Origin of the sequence: Kribbella sp. NBC_01505 (genome assembly GCF_045040285.1) — a bacterium.
Lineage (GTDB): Bacteria > Actinomycetota > Actinomycetes > Propionibacteriales > Kribbellaceae > Kribbella.
Map to the genome: position 1 here is coordinate 5,171,004 of NZ_CP109425.1, position 15,091 is coordinate 5,186,094.

15 protein-coding genes are annotated in these 15,091 nt (G+C 67.6%); 7 read left to right on the forward strand and 8 right to left on the reverse strand.

Annotated features, from left to right (window positions below):
* Positions 1-108: 108 nt before the first annotated feature.
* A complete protein-coding gene (locus tag OG474_RS24420; protein ID WP_405055876.1) occupies positions 109-1,146 on the forward strand; it encodes a hypothetical protein in 1,038 nt (345 codons plus the stop codon).
* A 244-nt stretch (positions 1,147-1,390) separates the two neighbouring features.
* On the opposite strand, the gene OG474_RS24425 is transcribed toward OG474_RS24420, so the two are convergent.
* The 4 genes from OG474_RS24425 to sdhC are packed head-to-tail and all read right to left on the reverse strand — an operon-like array spanning position 1,391 to position 4,642.
* Entirely contained in the window at positions 1,391-2,095 is a 705-nt protein-coding gene (locus OG474_RS24425; protein ID WP_405055877.1) for a succinate dehydrogenase iron-sulfur subunit, read from the reverse strand.
* Entirely contained in the window at positions 2,095-3,837 is a 1,743-nt protein-coding gene (gene sdhA, locus OG474_RS24430) for a succinate dehydrogenase flavoprotein subunit (RefSeq protein ID WP_405055878.1), read from the reverse strand. The genes OG474_RS24425 and sdhA overlap by 1 nt, the downstream gene beginning before the upstream one ends.
* A 12-nt stretch (positions 3,838-3,849) precedes the next feature.
* Entirely contained in the window at positions 3,850-4,305 is a 456-nt protein-coding gene (locus OG474_RS24435; protein WP_132173142.1) for a succinate dehydrogenase hydrophobic membrane anchor subunit, read from the reverse strand.
* A gap of 4 nt (positions 4,306-4,309) precedes the next feature.
* Positions 4,310-4,642, reverse strand: coding sequence for a succinate dehydrogenase, cytochrome b556 subunit (gene sdhC, locus OG474_RS24440; RefSeq protein ID WP_380106187.1), 333 nt, complete (start codon positions 4,640-4,642; stop codon positions 4,310-4,312).
* Positions 4,643-4,967: 325 nt separating this feature from the next.
* On the opposite strand from sdhC, the gene OG474_RS24445 reads away from it, so the two are divergent.
* On the forward strand, positions 4,968-5,783 hold the full coding sequence (locus OG474_RS24445; RefSeq protein WP_405055879.1) for a hydrolase: 816 nt from the start codon (positions 4,968-4,970) through the stop codon (positions 5,781-5,783).
* Positions 5,784-5,895: 112 nt separating this feature from the next.
* On the opposite strand, the gene OG474_RS24450 is transcribed toward OG474_RS24445, so the two are convergent.
* Positions 5,896-7,125 (reverse strand): glycosyltransferase, encoded by a 1,230-nt coding sequence (locus tag OG474_RS24450; RefSeq protein WP_405055880.1) that lies wholly within the window; start codon positions 7,123-7,125, stop codon positions 5,896-5,898.
* Positions 7,122-8,246 carry a glycosyltransferase family 4 protein gene (locus tag OG474_RS24455; RefSeq protein WP_405055881.1) on the reverse strand — a complete coding sequence of 375 codons (1,125 nt, stop codon included), beginning with the start codon at positions 8,244-8,246 and terminating at the stop codon, positions 7,122-7,124. The genes OG474_RS24450 and OG474_RS24455 overlap by 4 nt, the downstream gene beginning before the upstream one ends.
* Positions 8,247-8,546: 300 nt before the next feature.
* Between OG474_RS24455 and OG474_RS24460 the strand changes: the two genes are divergently transcribed.
* From OG474_RS24460 to OG474_RS24475, 4 genes are read left to right on the forward strand one after another with little or no spacing between them, the layout of a single operon-like run.
* Positions 8,547-11,471 carry a hypothetical protein gene (locus OG474_RS24460; protein WP_405055882.1) on the forward strand — a complete coding sequence of 975 codons (2,925 nt, stop codon included), beginning with the start codon at positions 8,547-8,549 and terminating at the stop codon, positions 11,469-11,471.
* Complete coding sequence (locus OG474_RS24465) at positions 11,459-11,932, forward strand: hypothetical protein (RefSeq protein WP_405055883.1); 474 nt, start codon at positions 11,459-11,461, stop codon at positions 11,930-11,932. Before OG474_RS24460 ends, OG474_RS24465 begins: the two co-directional genes overlap by 13 nt.
* 60 nt (positions 11,933-11,992) lie before the next feature.
* Positions 11,993-12,286, forward strand: coding sequence for a toxin-antitoxin system HicB family antitoxin (locus tag OG474_RS24470; protein ID WP_405055884.1), 294 nt, complete (start codon positions 11,993-11,995; stop codon positions 12,284-12,286).
* Complete coding sequence (locus OG474_RS24475; RefSeq protein WP_405055885.1) at positions 12,287-12,721, forward strand: type II toxin-antitoxin system VapC family toxin; 435 nt, start codon at positions 12,287-12,289, stop codon at positions 12,719-12,721.
* Positions 12,722-12,732: 11 nt separating this feature from the next.
* Here the strand turns inward: OG474_RS24475 and OG474_RS24480 are convergent, their stop codons facing one another.
* Positions 12,733-13,173, reverse strand: a complete 441-nt coding sequence (locus OG474_RS24480) for a type II toxin-antitoxin system VapC family toxin (RefSeq protein WP_405055886.1) — start codon at positions 13,171-13,173, stop codon at positions 12,733-12,735.
* Positions 13,160-13,390, reverse strand: coding sequence for an AbrB/MazE/SpoVT family DNA-binding domain-containing protein (locus OG474_RS24485; protein ID WP_405055887.1), 231 nt, complete (start codon positions 13,388-13,390; stop codon positions 13,160-13,162). Before OG474_RS24485 ends, OG474_RS24480 begins: the two co-directional genes overlap by 14 nt.
* Before the next feature lie 119 nt (positions 13,391-13,509).
* Here OG474_RS24485 and OG474_RS24490 point away from each other — a divergent pair, with 119 nt between their 5' ends.
* Entirely contained in the window at positions 13,510-15,090 is a 1,581-nt protein-coding gene (locus OG474_RS24490; RefSeq protein WP_405055888.1) for a methylmalonyl-CoA mutase, read from the forward strand.
* Position 15,091: the final 1 nt, after the last annotated feature.

The window sequence follows — 15,091 nt, forward strand, 5'->3', positions numbered from 1 at the left end:
GACCCCCAGTCAGCTCCTAGCCTCTGCCCGCACGACTCCCAGCGGGTAGGACCAGGTTGCCGAATGTGGCCCAGATCACAGTCGGCCCGCAATGAGAGCATTCACCCCATGTGGCTCGAGGTACGGCGTCAGCTCGTCGAGAACCGGTATCGGCTGGCCGTCGAGGCGGCTGATGGGTATCCGGTGGAGCGTCGCGTGGCCGGTACGCCGTTGCTCGCGCCGGCGTCCTGGATCCCCGCCGAGCCGATCCCGCTGACGTCGGTCGGCCTCGAGTTCGACCCCGGTGCGGTCTTCACCGGAGTGACAGGTGTTGGCCTGGAATCCCTGCCGCCCGGTTTCGCGTCGTACGCGGAGGCGATGCGGGAATTGGCGCCACCGGCTGTGTTCGAGGACCGGCCGACCTATCGGTTGCTGTCGGCGGACCTGGCTGGAGCACATCCCGTACTGCGCTTTGGCCGCGGCACGTACTTCGACAGCATCAATACCGGAGAAGCCGCAGCTCATGAGTATGCGGCCCAAGCGGGAGGCCTCCGAGCTGCCATCGGCGATCCGTGGGATGTGTCGAACCGGCCGACGAACGTCGCGATCAGCACGCTCACCATCCGCGCGGATCGCCGTACCGGGCAGTCCACGTTCTTTCTGCACTGGCGCGATCCGGCGAAGGTCGGACACGCCGGCGGCCTCTACCAGGTCGTGCCCGTCGGCATCTTCCAGCCGAGCGCGGACGCCCCGTGGAACGAGCGACACGACTTCTCGCTCTGGCGAAACGTCGTTCGCGAGCTGGCCGAAGAGCTCCTCGGCGAGTCGGAGGACTACGGCAGCGAGAACGTACCGATCGAGTACGACGAGTGGCCGTTCGCGGCACGTCTGTCCGCGGGGCTGGACGATGGATCGGTCCGCGCGTACTGCGTCGGCCTCGGAGTCGACCCACTCACCTTCGCGACCGACCTACTGACCGTCCTGTCGATCGACGCACCCCTCTTCGACCAACTGTTCGCCGGCCTGGTCGACGCGAACGACGAAGGCCGCGTCCTGACCCCCCAACCCTTCACCGCCGACACGATCAACGACTACGTCCACCACCAACCCATGCAAGCCGCCGGCGCCGCCCTCCTCCACCTAGCCCAAACCCACCACCTCGCCTGACCCCTCCAACTCGCCCACTCCCCGCCCTCGCGCCCAAAGAGCAGCCACCGCACCCTTGTGCACAAGCCGCATCTTTGAGAACCCACCAGTCATTTTCGGGGCGGGGAAGTGGTTGGTGGGTGCCCAAAGCTGGATCCCGTGCACAAAGAGCGGCCGACCCACCATTGGGCGCGGGGTGGGAGGGGCGGGGGAAAGGGGACAGCCTCTGCCCGGGGGGTGGGCAGAGGCTGGGGGAAAGGCGTGGTCAGACGCGGCGGAAGATCAGGGCTCGCTTGACTTCCTGGATGGCCTTGGTGACCTCGATGCCGCGGGGGCAGGCGTCGGTGCAGTTGAAGGTGGTCCGGCAGCGCCAGACGCCTTCCTTGTCGTTCAGGATCTCGAGGCGCTGTTCGGTGCCTTCGTCGCGGCTGTCGAAGATGAAGCGGTGCGCGCCGACGATGGCCTGGGGGCCGAAGTACTGGCCGTCGGACCAGAAGACCGGGCAGGACGTGGTACACGCGGCGCAGAGGATGCACTTCGTGGTGTCGTCGAAGCGTTCCCGGTCGGCCTGGGACTGGATCCGCTCGCGGGTCGGCTCGTGGCCGCTGGTGACCAGGAACGGCATGATCGAGCGGTACGCGTCGAAGAACGGCTCCATGTCGACGACCAGGTCCTTGAGCACCGGCAGGCCCTTGATGGGCTCGACGGTGATCTCCTTGTCCGGGTTCAGGTCCTTGATCAGCGTCTTGCAGGCCAGCCGGTTGCGGCCGTTGATCCGCATCGCGTCCGAACCGCAGACGCCGTGCGCGCAGGAGCGGCGGAAGGTCAGGGTGCCGTCCTGCTCCCACTTGATCTTGTGCAGCGCGTCCAGGACCCGGTCGCCGGGCAGCAGAGTGACCGAGTAGGTCTTCCACTCGGACTCGTCGAGCACCTCGGGGTTGTACCGAAGGATCTTGACCTTGACGTCCATCAGTACTTCCGCTCCATCGGCTTGTAGCGAGTCTGGACGACCGGCTTGTAGTCCAGCCGGATGTTGACGTTGCCTTCGTCGTCCACGGACCGGTAGGCCATCGTGTGCCGCATGAAGTTCACGTCGTCGCGCTTGTCGTAGTCCTCGCGGAAGTGACCGCCGCGGGACTCCTTGCGGGCCAGTGCGGAGACGACCAGGACCTCGGCCAGGTCGAGCAGGAAGCCCAGCTCGACGGCCTCCAGCAGGTCGGTGTTGAACCGTTTGCCCTTGTCCTGCACCGATACCTGGGCGAATCGTTGCTTCAGGCCCTCGATATCGGTGAGCGCCTGCTTCAGCGAGCCCTCGGTCCGGTAGACCTGCGCGTTGATGTCCATGGTGGCCTGCAGATCGGTCCGGATCGCCGCCACCCGCTCGGTGCCTTCGGCGTTCCGCATGCCCTCGATCAGGTCGACCACGAAGGTCTCCGGGGCCTCCGGAAGCTCCTCGAAAACGGCGGTCGCGGCGTACTCGGCGGCGGCGATGCCGGCCCGCCGGCCGAAGACGTTGATGTCGAGCAGCGAGTTCGTGCCGAGGCGGTTCGCGCCGTGCACGGAGACGCAGGCGACCTCACCCGCGGCGTACAGGCCGGGGATCACGTCGTCGTTGTTGGCCAGCGCCTCGCCCTTGATGTTGGTCGGGATGCCGCCCATCGCGTAGTGCGCGGTCGGGAAGACCGGGATCTGCTCGGTGTACGGCTCGACGCCCAGGTAGGTGCGGGCGAACTCGGTGATGTCGGGCAGCTTGGCGTCGATGTGCGCGGGCTCGAGGTGGGTCAGGTCGAGCATCACGTACGCCTTGTCCGGACCGCAGCCGCGGCCTTCGCGGACCTCGTTGGCCATCGCGCGGGCCACCATGTCGCGGGGCGCCAGGTCCTTCACGGTCGGCGCGTAGCGCTCCATGAAGCGTTCGTTGTCCGAGTTGCGCAGGATGCCGCCCTCACCGCGGGCAGCCTCCGACAGCAGTACGCCGAGGCCGGCCAGACCGGTCGGGTGGAACTGGAAGAACTCCATGTCCTCCAGCGGCAGGCCCTTGCGCCAGACGATGCCCATGCCGTCGCCGGTCAGGGTGTGCGCGTTGGACGTGGTCCGGAAGACCTTGCCGAACCCGCCGGAGGCGAACACGATCGACTTGGCGCTGAAGATGTGCAGCTCACCGGTGGCCAGCTCGTAGGCGACCACGCCGGTCGCGCGCCCGCCGACCATCAGCAGGTCGAGAACGTAGAACTCGTTGAAGAACTCGACGTTCTGCTTGATGCACTGCTGGTAGAGCGTCTGCAGGATCATGTGACCGGTCCGGTCCGCGGCGAAGCAGGAACGCCGTACGACGGCCTCGCCGTGGTTGCGGGTGTGGCCGCCGAAGAACCGCTGGTCGATCTTGCCCTCGGCGGTCCGGTTGAACGGCAGGCCCATCTTCTCCAGGTCGAGGACCGCGTCGACGGCCTCGCGGCACATCACCTCGGCCGCGTCCTGGTCGACCAGGAAGTCACCACCCTTGACCGTGTCGAAGGTGTGCCACTCCCAGTTGTCCTCCTCGACGTTGGCCAGCGCGGCGCACATGCCGCCCTGGGCCGCGCCGGTGTGCGACCGGGTCGGGTAGAGCTTGGTGAGTACGGCGGTCCGGGTCCGCTTGCTGGACTCCAGGGCCGCGCGCATCCCGGCTCCACCGGCGCCGACGATGACGACGTCGTACTGATGCCGCTGCATTGAGAGCTGTCCTTACTTGCAGACCGACAGCGTGCTGCTGGGGTCGAGGCAGGGATCGAAGGTGAAGATGACCAGGGTGCCGAGGACGACGACCACGATCGAGGCCGTGATCAGCAGTGCCTTCAGCCAGAACCGCGTCTGGTCCTTCTCGGCGTAGTCGTTGATGATCGTGCGCATCCCGTTGGTGCCGTGCAGCATCGCCAGCCACAGCATCAGCAGGTCCCAGACCTGCCAGAGCGGGTTGGCCCACTTGCCGGCCACGAAGGCGAAGTCGAGGGCGGTGATCCCGCCGCCGAGCATCAGGTTCACGAACAGGTGGCCGAGGACCAGGACGACCAGTGCGAGCCCGGACAGCCGCATGAACAGCCAGCTGTAGAGCTCGAAGTTGGTCTGGCCCGATCGGTTCCGGCCGCCGCCCTTCAGCGAACGGGAACGGGTGCTCGACCGCGGAGCCGCGATGTCGCTCATCTCGTCAGCCTCCGAAGACGTGCGTCAGGTGCCGGATCACGAACGGCACGAAGAGGACGACCCAGATCACGCCGACGCCGATCATCAGCTTGCGCTGGTTCCGCGGGCCCTTGGCCCAGAAGTCGACCAGGATCAGCCGGATGCCGTTGAACGCGTGGAACAGGATGGCTCCGACCAGTCCGACCTCCATGAGGCCGACGATCGGGTTCTTGTAGGTGCCGATGACCTCGTTGTAGGCCTCCGGCGACACCCGGACCAGAGCTGTGTCGAGCACATGCACGAGCAGGAAGAAGAAGATTCCCACGCCGGTGATCCGGTGCGCGACCCATGACCACATGCCCTCCCGGCCACGGTAGAGCGTGCCGGCTGGTTTGCTGGGCAAACCGATCCTCCGATCGGATCTCGGAAAAGAGAGCCGGTGCGGCTGCCGCGATCGGCTCGGCCCGGCGAAACCCGGCCGGGTTCGATGGTAGTCCTGCTGCCGCGGCGCTTTTGTCCTGACAGGTGTGACATCGCTCTCCCGCGTGTCGTAGGCCGCCCTCAATTGGCCCCGGCAACCAGGTCTCCAGTGGCCCTCGACCGGTGACCCTGTCGTGTTCTTGACTTCAACTGGGCTTGAACGCCGAGAGTCCGGATCACAAGCTGATGGAGGGGAGATCACGGTGAGTTTCTGGATCTGTGCAACCTGTGCGGTCGAGCACTCCGAACAGGTGGAGGTCTGCGCGATCTGTGCCGACGAGCGGCAGTGGGTGCCGGCCGACGGCCAGCACTGGACGACGCTCGAGGAGCTGGCCGCAGGCGGGACCGAGGTGGTCATCGAGCCGGTCGAGCCAGGCCTGTACGGCGTCACGTCGAAGCCGCCGGTGGGGATCGGGCAGCAGTCGATGCTGGTGACGACCGCCGAGGGCAACCTGCTGTGGGACCCGATCGGCTATGTGGACGACGACGCGGTCGCCCGGCTCCGAGAGCTCGGTGAGGTGGTCGCGATCGTTGCCAGCCACCCGCACATGTACGGCGTCCAGGTCGAGTGGAGCCACCGGCTGGGCGATGTCCCGGTCTACGTGTCGGAGCCGGATGCCCAGTGGGTGGCCCGGCAGGACCCGGTGATCCGGCCTTGGACCGGCGTACTCAGCCCGTTGCCCGGAGTGACCGTTCTCCAGCCTGGCGGTCATTTCCCCGGCAGCGCGGTCGTGCACTGGGCGGATGGTGCCGAGGGCAAGGGTGTGATCCTGTCCGGCGACACGATCTTCGCCAACCCGGACCGCACCTCGGTGAGCTTCATGCGCAGCTACCCGAACCGCATCCCGCTGTCCGGAGCGGTCGTCGACCGGGTCACGCGCGCACTCGACCCGTACGAGTTCGACCGGCTCTACAACAACTTCGGCTCGATCATCCCGGTCGACGCCAAGGCCGTCGTACGGCGTTCTGCCGATCGCCACGCCGCCTGGACCCGCGGCGACTACGACCACCTCACCTAACGTCCGAAGATCCGGAGACCACGCTCGCTGGTCCATCGGACGTTATGAGTAGCGCCCACGTAACGTCCGAAGATCCGGAGACCACGCTCGCTGGTCCTTCGGACGTTGTGGGTCAGGCGGCGAGGCGGGATTGGGCGAGGCGGGTGTGGAGGGCGAGCATGTGGCGGATGCAGGTGTCCCAGTCGTAGAGCTCGGCCCGGCGGCGGGCGGCGGCTCGGCGATTGGGGACCTGCCCCAGCTGCAGTACGGCGTCCGCCAGCGCGGCCGGGTTGGCTTGGCCCCAACGGCCGCAGGTCTCGTCGACCAGCTCGCGAGCGCCGCCGGTGTTCGCGGTGACCACCGGCGTGCCGGCGGCCAGAGCCTCCAGTACGGCGAGGCCGAACGTCTCGCCTGGGCAGACCGAGAGGGCGATATCCGCCTCGGCCAGGTGCGTGGCCAGTTTGTGACGACCATCGACGTACCCGTGGAAGGTGATCGGCGCCGAGCCCGCGATCTCCAGCAGCTCGTCGAGGTGCGGACCGGTGCCGTAGACATCCATCTGCAGCTTCACCCCGCGCCGGTGCAGCTCGGCCGCCGTAGCGACCGCCAGGTGCGGGCTCTTCTCGCGGGACAGCCGACCGGCGTGCACGAGCTTCAGTACGCCGTCATCGGCCGGCCGACCGAGTGACGGGTGGAACGTCTCCAGGTCGACGCCGAGCGGAATCCGCACCAGTGGCGTGGTCACGTCGTCGAACTCGGCCGCGGCGTACCGGGACGTCACCACGACCGCGTCGTACGTGCGGCTGAGGATCTTGTAGAGCGCGGCCACCGTGGCGACCACATGCAGCTGGCTGGCCTTCACGCCTTCGGCGCGCCGCTGGACGCTCTCGCCGGTCCAGCGGCTGGTGTAGGTGGTGACCTCGCCGAGCATCCGGCCTGGGCGCAGTACGTCGTGACCGCCGAGCTGGCCGGGCCGCGCGGCGCCGAGGGCGAGCATCGCGTCCAGGCGCTCGTGACTGAACAGGACGGTGCCGACGTCGTTCTTGCGGGCCCAGCGCGCGACCGGCAGCAGGGTCGACTTGTCGGAGATCTCGACCGTGGTCGGCTGGAACTTCTTCAGTACGTCGATCACGTTCCAGGGCGTGGTGATCAGCCGGTAGCCGCCGCTCACCTTCGGCGCCTTCACCCGGACGACCGTGCCGAACTCGGTCTCGACGATCGCGTCCCGCTCGCCCGGGGTGATGACGATCCGGTCCGCGCCCGCGTCGACGTACCCCTGACCGATGTGCTCGATCGCGGTTCGCATCCCGCCTGAGGTCGGTCCGACGAAGTTCGCCAGCTGGGCTATCCGGAGGCCGTTCACGCGACCCGCCGTACGGCGGCGGCTTCGCGCAGGACCTGGGCGTAGTGGCGGTCGACCAGATCGTCGACGACCGCCGGCCAGGTTCGGGACTGGACGCGCTGGAGACCGCTGGCCGCCATCCGGCTGCGGGCTTCCGGGTGATCCAGCAGAGTCTGTACGGCGCTGCGCAGCGAACCGGACTGGCCCGGCTCGAAGAGCAGACCGTTGACGCCCGGGTGGATCAGGTCCAGCGGACCACCGGCGGCCGGGCCGACCGTGGCGACGCCGGAGGCCTGCGCCTCCTGGATTGTCTGGCAGAAGGTCTCGTGCTCACCGGTGTGCACGAACACGTCCAGCCCGGCGAAGATCGAGGCCAGGTCAGCACCTCGACGCATCCCGAGGAAGGTTGCCTGCGGCAACGCATGCTCCAGGGAGGCGCGGTCCGGTCCGTCGCCGACGATGACGACCTGACAGTCCAGATCGCTCAGCTCCGCAAGGCGTCGTACCTTCTTCTCCGCGGCCAGGCGGCCGACGTACCCGACGATCGGCTTGCCGTCCGGCGAGATCTCGCGGCGCCAACTCTCGTCGCGGTGCCGCGGGTCGAACAGGTCGAGGTTCACGCCGCGGCCCCAGTGATAGACGCGCGGTACGCCGCCCTGCACCAGCGCGTTCACCGACGCGGTGGAAGGTGCGAGGGTGCGGTCGGCCCTTGAGTGCGTCCGCCGTACCCAGCGCCAGATCCCGCGGTCCGCGGCGGCGAACCAGGGGTACTGCCGGGCGAAACCGGCGATGTCGGTCTGGAAGATCGCGACCGTCGGCAGTCCGAGCCGGCGCGCGGCGCGCAGCCCGTAGGCGCCGATGATGAACGGCGAGGCCAGGTGCACGAGGTCGGGCTTGAACTCGGCCATCGCCCGCTCGATCGACGGATCCGGCAGTCCGACCGGGAACTCTTTGTAGCCCGGGGTCCGGAAGCTGCGCGCCCGGATCACCTGGACGTCGCCGTAGCTGTCCGGGCCCGGACCGGGCGCGATGATGAGCAGCTCGTGCCCGCGGGCGCGGAGCCGGTCGGCGACGTGGCGAGCCGTGTTCGCCACGCCATTGATCTGCGGCAGGAAGGTCTCGGCAACCATCACGATTCGCACACTTCGGAGGTTCCCCACCGCGCATGAACCCTCGGCGACGTGTCCGTGACGGGTTGTGGATGCCCTGTCGACAGGTCCGGGGCCGGGGGATGGCCAGTGAGTGACCGGCGGCGGCCCGGCGGGAAACCGGCCCTGAACTTCAGGGGCACTTGAGCCTGGGGCATGCATCTTCGGGCAGACCTGGCGGAGCCGGCCCGCTGTCATCTGGACAGCCGGCGGCCGGAGCGGTCCACTGGCAAGCGATCGATGTGCTGGGGGCCTGAGGTCAAGGGATGCCATCGACACAGGGGGAATTTCGTCATGGGGGTTTTCAGGTCTGTACGACGTCATGGGGTCCGGGCGCTGCTGCTCGGCCTACTGGGGTTGCTGGGTTGGGGACTGCTGCAGTCCGGTGCGGCGCACGCGCTGCCGCCGTACCCGTCGCCACCGCCGGACTTCTCGCATCCGGGGAGTTTTCACAACACCTCGTGGGGCACCAACGATCAGGTCTACAGCCCCCTCGGCGGTCAGCGCGACCGGCCGCTGCTGGTGGTGCTGATCCGCTTCAGCGACGTACCGGACACCGCCGGAGCGAACGAGGCCTGGGCTTCGACCCGCTTCTTCGGCGGATTCCCCAGCGTGGCCGACTGGTATCGGACGATGTCCGGTGGCGATCTGCTGCTGACGGCAGGCGCGGAAAGCTATGGCACCGCGAATGACGGAGTGGCGGTCATCAACGTCGGCACCTTCGCGTCGTGGGCCGCGCTGAGCGGCGCCCAGGAGGGGCACAAGGTCTTCGACCTGCTCAACGCGTCGGTGAACTTCGCGAGCTTCGACAGCAACAACGACGGTACGGTCGACGACCTCGAGCTGACCGTCGCGACCGTCCGGACCGGCCGCCCGATCGCCGACGACCCGAACACCCCGGCCGATGAGACGAACGGCGACAACTGTGCCGCGACCGTTGGATCCGAAACGGCCAGCTACGACGGGAAGAACCTGGCCAGGCACGCGGTCAGCTTCAACACCACCCTGACGAACCTGATGACGCTGATTCACGAGGTCGGCCACCAGACGACCCACATGCGTGATCTGTACGGATTCGGCGTCGGCGCGTGGGCGCTGTCCGGACCGACGTGTGGCGCGCCGGACTCCTCGCTGTTCGGCCCGAACGGTTGGGAGAAGGCGCACTTCGGCTGGGGTACGCCGAACGTGATCGTCCAGGACGGCTACTACGACATCGCGAACGCTGCCACCGGCAACCAGCCGTACAGCATCATCTACGACCCGTCGAAGGGCACCGAGGACTACTTCGTCGTGGAGAACCGGCAGCAGACACCGAACAGCTACGAGCAGGCGGTCCACGACAGCGGACTGGCGATCTGGCGCTCCGACGACGCGATGTACGAAACCACCAACGACGCGACCCGGCCGATCGAGATCATGCGGCCGGACGGAACGACCACGGGCGGCTGCAGCGGGGGCACCTGTTACCCAGGCGCGGACACCGACGCCTGGGATCCGTGTGACACAAGGACTCCGCAGCGCACCATGAACAGGTCCTGGCGAGACGGTACGGCGTCGAACGTCGCGGTCCGGGCGATCGGCTGCAGCGGGTCCACGATTCGCGCGTACTTCGATGTCCGGGGTCCCGGCGTACTGGTGGACTCCACCGACACGAAGGCGGCACCGCGGCGGGTGGACGTCGTACCGACCGAAGCATCGCCGGTGTCCTTCACGGTGATGAACACGGGCGAAGCGACCGACACCTTCGACTTCACCGTCGAGGGGTTGCCGGCCGGCTGGTCGGCGACTACCGAGCGGAAGACGCTCGCGGCCGGTGCGGGCGGCACGGCCAACATCACCGTGACCGCTGCCGCCGACGCGTCCGAGACGACGATCGACGTGAACGTGGTCGGACGCAGTACGACGGCCGCCGGGATCAGCTCGACCAGTCCGTTGAAGCTGCGCGTCATGCTGCATCAGACCGTCGTCACCTACACCGGTGATCTGTCGCAACCGTGGGGCGAAGGGGCTGGGTTCGCGGCGACCGTTCGCGATGCGGACGACGGTCTGGCGCCGATCGCGGGTGCTCAGGTCACCTTCCGGATGGCTTCTCCGACGGGCGTGATGGAGGTGACCGCGGTCTCCGACGCGACCGGCACGGCGACGGCGAACCCGGCGATCACGTTGGATCCGGGGGAGTACCGCCTCGTCACGTCGGTCGAGCGGCTGGGCAAACACAGCGCGGACGCGATCCGGAGCTTCTACACGGTGGAACGCCGTCCGACCGCTCTCGCCTACACCGGTGCGACCAATGCCGACTACTCCGATCCGGCGACGGTGAGCGCCGTACTGACCGATGGTCTCAGCGGTACGCCGATGACCGGCAAGGCGATCGACTTCAGCCTCGGCACCCAAACCGCCTCCGGTACGACGGATGCGAGTGGAGCGGCGGCATCGTCGATCGTCGTCAACCAGCCCGCCGGAACACCCTTGGCAGGCGCGACGTTCCCGGGTGATGCGGGGTATCTGCCGAGTTCGAGCAGCAAGCCGTTCGTCATCACGAAGGAGAAGCTCACTCTCGTCTACACCGGCGACACTTTGGTCGCGCGGGGAACCACGCCACGACTGGCGGTCCAGGCGACTCAGGAGGACGACGGTTCGCCGGGCAACTTCGCGCTCGGCCAGGTCCAGTTCGATCTGACGCCGACGCTCGGCAGCACGCCGTACAGGTTCCTGGCCATGGCCGACGCGGCCGGCAAGGCATCGACGCCGGCTACCGGACTCCCGGTCGACCTGTGGAAGGTGAAGCCGTCGGTTGCTGCTGGCAACGGTTATTGGCAGGGCAGTGGTCCGGAAGTGGAGCTGGTCGCGTACGACGAGCGCGCCGATATCAGCGGTCTCGGGTTGTTCGGGCCGGATTCGGCGGGGCGGCAGACGCAGCTCACGGTGACCGGTGGGTACTCGCGGGGCAAGCCGGTCGGGATCACCGAGTTCCTGTCCAGTCAGGGCCTGTTCGTCGGGCTGAAGGACGACTGGATCGTGCGGGTCGGCAACCAGGCGATCGTGCAGGCACAGGGCACGCTGGCCCTGAACACCCCGGCCACGCTGCGCCTGCGGCTCGCCGATCTCGGTCCGATCCTGAGCCGGAAGGACTGGTACGAAGCCACGATGACGAGTTCCCGAGGGGTCTATCGGTCCGGGCGCGTCGTGCCCACAATCGGAGACCTGTGGGTTCACTAGTCCGGCGTACGGCGGTTGTGGCCGGGTTCCTGCTGATCAGCTGCTCCGGATGTTCCGGGGCAGCGGGTCCGCAGGCCGGCCCGACCTCCGGACCGGTGATCGGGCCGGTCACACCAGGTCTCGCTCCGCCGCCGTCGCCGGGCCGGGTCGCGCCGAAGAGCCCAGTGGCCGACCCCGGCCGTCTGGTCCCGGACGTAACCACCGGCCCGGTCCGGCTGACGGACATCCGCTTCACCACGACGCCGGACGGCCTCACCCTGCAGGCGAACGCGAAGAACACCTCGCCCAACTACCTCAACGCCGCCACCCTGACCTGGCAGCTGCTTGACGCGACCAACGCCGTACAGGCCACTGGCTCCGTCGTCCTCACCGTGGCCCCGGCCGAAACCACCACCCTGCACCACACCGCCTCCGGCCCCCGAACCCCCTGGACCCACGCCACCTTCCACCTCAAGACCTGACCAGGAGACCCTGCGGATGAGGTGATAGCACCATATGGAATGAATTGCTATCATCGACTCATGAGACAACTGCTGCTGCGTGTACCCGATGACCTGCATGCCAGGCTGACGGCTCGTGCCCAGGAACAGGGCCGGTCGGTCAACACGCTGGCGACCGAGCTCCTCGATCACCTGATCGAGGAAGACTCCGCGTCGGTACGGCGACGTCTGCGAGCCAAGGCTCATCAGATGGGGGTGCTGGCCGAACCGCATGCGCCACGTCGGACGCTGTCTCCGGCGGAACGGCGAGCAGCTCTCGATTCAGCCCGAGGATTGGGACAGGTTGTCGACGAAATTCTGGAAGATGGCCGCTGAATGATCATCTATGTCGACTCGTCCGTGCTGGTGCGCGCTTACCTGCCGGACGAAGACGGGCACACGGCGGCCAATGACCTGCTGGTCGGCGAGGACGCGCTGGTGACGTCCACCTGGACGCTGGTCGAGGTCACCAGCGCTCTGACGCGTGCCGCGCGTGGCGGTCGTGCGAATGTCGACGACTTGCTGGCGGCTTTCGAGGCCGACACGGCGGTTGAGGGTCCCGTGACCCTGCTCCGCCCGGACGCCGTGGCGGTCGAGGCGCGGGCGATCGAGATCGTTCGCGAGCATGCGATCAGGTCTTTGGACGCATTGCACCTGGCGGTAGCCGAGTTGGCCGCACTGCCGCTGTCGTCCCCGGAGACCTGCGGATTCGCGAGCCGCGACTCAGCGCAGGCGGGAGTAGCCGGCAAGCTCGGCTTTCTGGTGCTTTGATCTAACCGTGGTCAGTCGGCTGGCGTGAGCAGTTGGACTGAGGGGAAGTAGGTGCTGTAACGGGCGGTGTCGCGGGTCAGGAGCCGGTAGCCGGCCACCGCGGCGTGAGCGCCGATGTAGAAGTCGGCGAGTGGGGACCCGCGGGAGCCGCCGCGCCGGCGGTAGGCGACATACGCCTTGCCCGCCAGGAAACCGGCCTCGAACGGGAGCGGTTCTCGGCGGATACCGCTCTCGTCGAGGGTCTCGTCCAGCTCCTCGATCGACGCGAAGTCCACCGACACTTCGGCGTACACGATCGCGTTGATGACCAAGGGCCCGTCGTCGGCCGCCTGGGCGAGGGCGTCCTCCGACCAGTCGGCCCACTGCGGGTCGTTCGTGGTCAGGTCGAGGAGCACGTTGGCATCGACGAGCGTGGTCGGCCGAGGGACGACGCTGAGCTCAGTCTTCGCCACGCAGCAGGCCCATGATCTCGTCGGTGCTCATCCCGCTGGAGCCGCGACCGCGCAGCCGGCTCGCGACCTGCCGCCCGTGGGAACGGCGTTGCGGGGCCCGGATCAGCTGAACCACGTTGCCGCGGATGACGAACTCGACCTCATCCCCTTCATGGAGGCCGAGGTGCTCGCGGACGTCGGTGGGAATGGTCACCTGGCCTTTGGCTCTGAGCTTCATCAACACCTCCTGAGTAGGAATCCAACTGGTAGGAATCCTACTCCCTCCGCTCCAGGGGTGCTGGATCTCACCTGGTTTGTGCATACCAGTGACGGGGTGGTTGCGCCTACGGTGGGGAGATGAGTCATCGCAGTGAGTCCGGGTTCGAGTTCGCGCCGGTGTACGACGCGGGCACGCTGGACGGGTTCGACCCGGCGGCGAAGCTGGGGGAGCCGGGGAAGTTCCCGTTCACCCGGGGTGTGTACCCGACGATGTACACCCAGCGGCCGTGGACGATGCGCCAGTACGCCGGCTTCGGGACGGCCGCGGAGTCGAACCAGCGGTACCACCAGCTGATCGACGCCGGCACCATGGGCCTGTCGGTCGCGTTCGACCTGCCGACCCAGATGGGCTACGACTCCGACGCCACGATCGCGTCCGGCGAGGTCGGCAAGGTCGGGGTGGCGATCGACTCGATCGACGACATGCGGGTGCTGTTCGACCGGATTCCGCTGGACCAGGTCTCCACCTCGATGACGATCAACGCGCCGGGCTCGGTGCTGTTGCTGCTGTACCAACTCGTCGCCGAGGAGCAGGGCGTCGCCGGTGAACAGCTCACCGGCACGATCCAGAACGACGTACTGAAGGAATACATCGCCCGCGGGACCTACATCTACCCGCCGAAGGAGTCGCTGCGGCTGATCAGCGACATCTTCGCCTACTGCCAGACCGAGCTGCCGCGCTGGAACACGATCTCGATCTCCGGCTACCACATGGCCGAGGCCGGGGCGACGCCCGCGCAGGAGATCGCGTTCACGCTGGCGGACGGCATCGAATACGTCCGTACGGCGGTCGCCGCCGGGCTCGACGTGGACACGTTCGCCCCGCGGCTGTCGTTCTTCTTCGTGGCGCGGACCACGCTGCTCGAAGAGGTCGCGAAGTTCCGCGCCGCGCGCCGGATCTGGGCGCGGGTGATGCGCGACGAGTTCGCCGCGTTGAACCCGAAGTCGCAGATGCTCCGGTTCCACACCCAGACGGCCGGCGTGCAGCTGACCGCACAGCAGCCGGAAGTGAACCTGGTCCGGGTAGCCGTGCAGGGGCTGGCCGCCGTACTGGGTGGAACGCAGTCGCTGCACACCAACTCCTATGACGAAGCGATCGCGCTGCCGACCGAGAAGGCGGCCCGCCTGGCGCTCCGCACCCAGCAGGTCCTCGCCTACGAAACCGACATCACAGCGACCGTCGACCCGTTCGCCGGCTCCTACGTCGTCGAGGCCCTCACCGACAAGGTCGAGGCTGAAGCCGTCGAGCTGATGAACCAGGTCGAGGAGTACGGCGGCGCGGTGGCAGCGATCGAGAAGGGTTTCCAGAAACAGGAGATCGAGCAGTCGGCGTACCGGATCTCTCTCGAGATCGACGCCGTCGAGCGCGTGGTCGTCGGCATGAACAAGTTCAAGATCACCGACGAGGAACCGTACGAACCCCTCCGCGTCGACCCCGCCATCGAGGCCCAGCAAGTAGCCCGCCTGGCCACCCTCCGCGCCGAACGCGACCAGACCGAGGTCGACGAAGCCCTCGCCGACCTCAAAAAAGCCGCCGAAGGCACCGACAACTGCCTCTACCCCATGAAACGAGCCCTCAAAGCCCGAGCCACCGTAGGCGAGGTCTGCAACACCCTCCGCGAAGTCTGGGGCGTCTACGTCCCCGCCGACACCTTCTGAC

What these genes read in the sequence shown, in the direction of transcription:
- OG474_RS24420 (WP_405055876.1), top strand. Translation starts at nt 109, where the DNA reads ATGTGGCTCGAGGTACGGCGTCAGCTCGTCGAGAACCGGTATCGGCTG.
- OG474_RS24485 (WP_405055887.1), bottom strand. Translation starts at nt 13,390, where the DNA reads ATGAAGCTCAGAGCCAAAGGCCAGGTGACCATTCCCACCGACGTCCGC.
- sdhC (WP_380106187.1), bottom strand. Translation starts at nt 4,642, where the DNA reads ATGTGGTCATGGGTCGCGCACCGGATCACCGGCGTGGGAATCTTCTTC.
- sdhA (WP_405055878.1), bottom strand. Translation starts at nt 3,837, where the DNA reads ATGCAGCGGCATCAGTACGACGTCGTCATCGTCGGCGCCGGTGGAGCC.
- OG474_RS24425 (WP_405055877.1), bottom strand. Translation starts at nt 2,095, where the DNA reads ATGGACGTCAAGGTCAAGATCCTTCGGTACAACCCCGAGGTGCTCGAC.
- OG474_RS24490 (WP_405055888.1), top strand. Translation starts at nt 13,510, where the DNA reads ATGAGTCATCGCAGTGAGTCCGGGTTCGAGTTCGCGCCGGTGTACGAC.
- OG474_RS24475 (WP_405055885.1), top strand. Translation starts at nt 12,287, where the DNA reads ATGATCATCTATGTCGACTCGTCCGTGCTGGTGCGCGCTTACCTGCCG.
- OG474_RS24460 (WP_405055882.1), top strand. Translation starts at nt 8,547, where the DNA reads ATGGGGGTTTTCAGGTCTGTACGACGTCATGGGGTCCGGGCGCTGCTG.
- OG474_RS24435 (WP_132173142.1), bottom strand. Translation starts at nt 4,305, where the DNA reads ATGAGCGACATCGCGGCTCCGCGGTCGAGCACCCGTTCCCGTTCGCTG.
- OG474_RS24470 (WP_405055884.1), top strand. Translation starts at nt 11,993, where the DNA reads ATGAGACAACTGCTGCTGCGTGTACCCGATGACCTGCATGCCAGGCTG.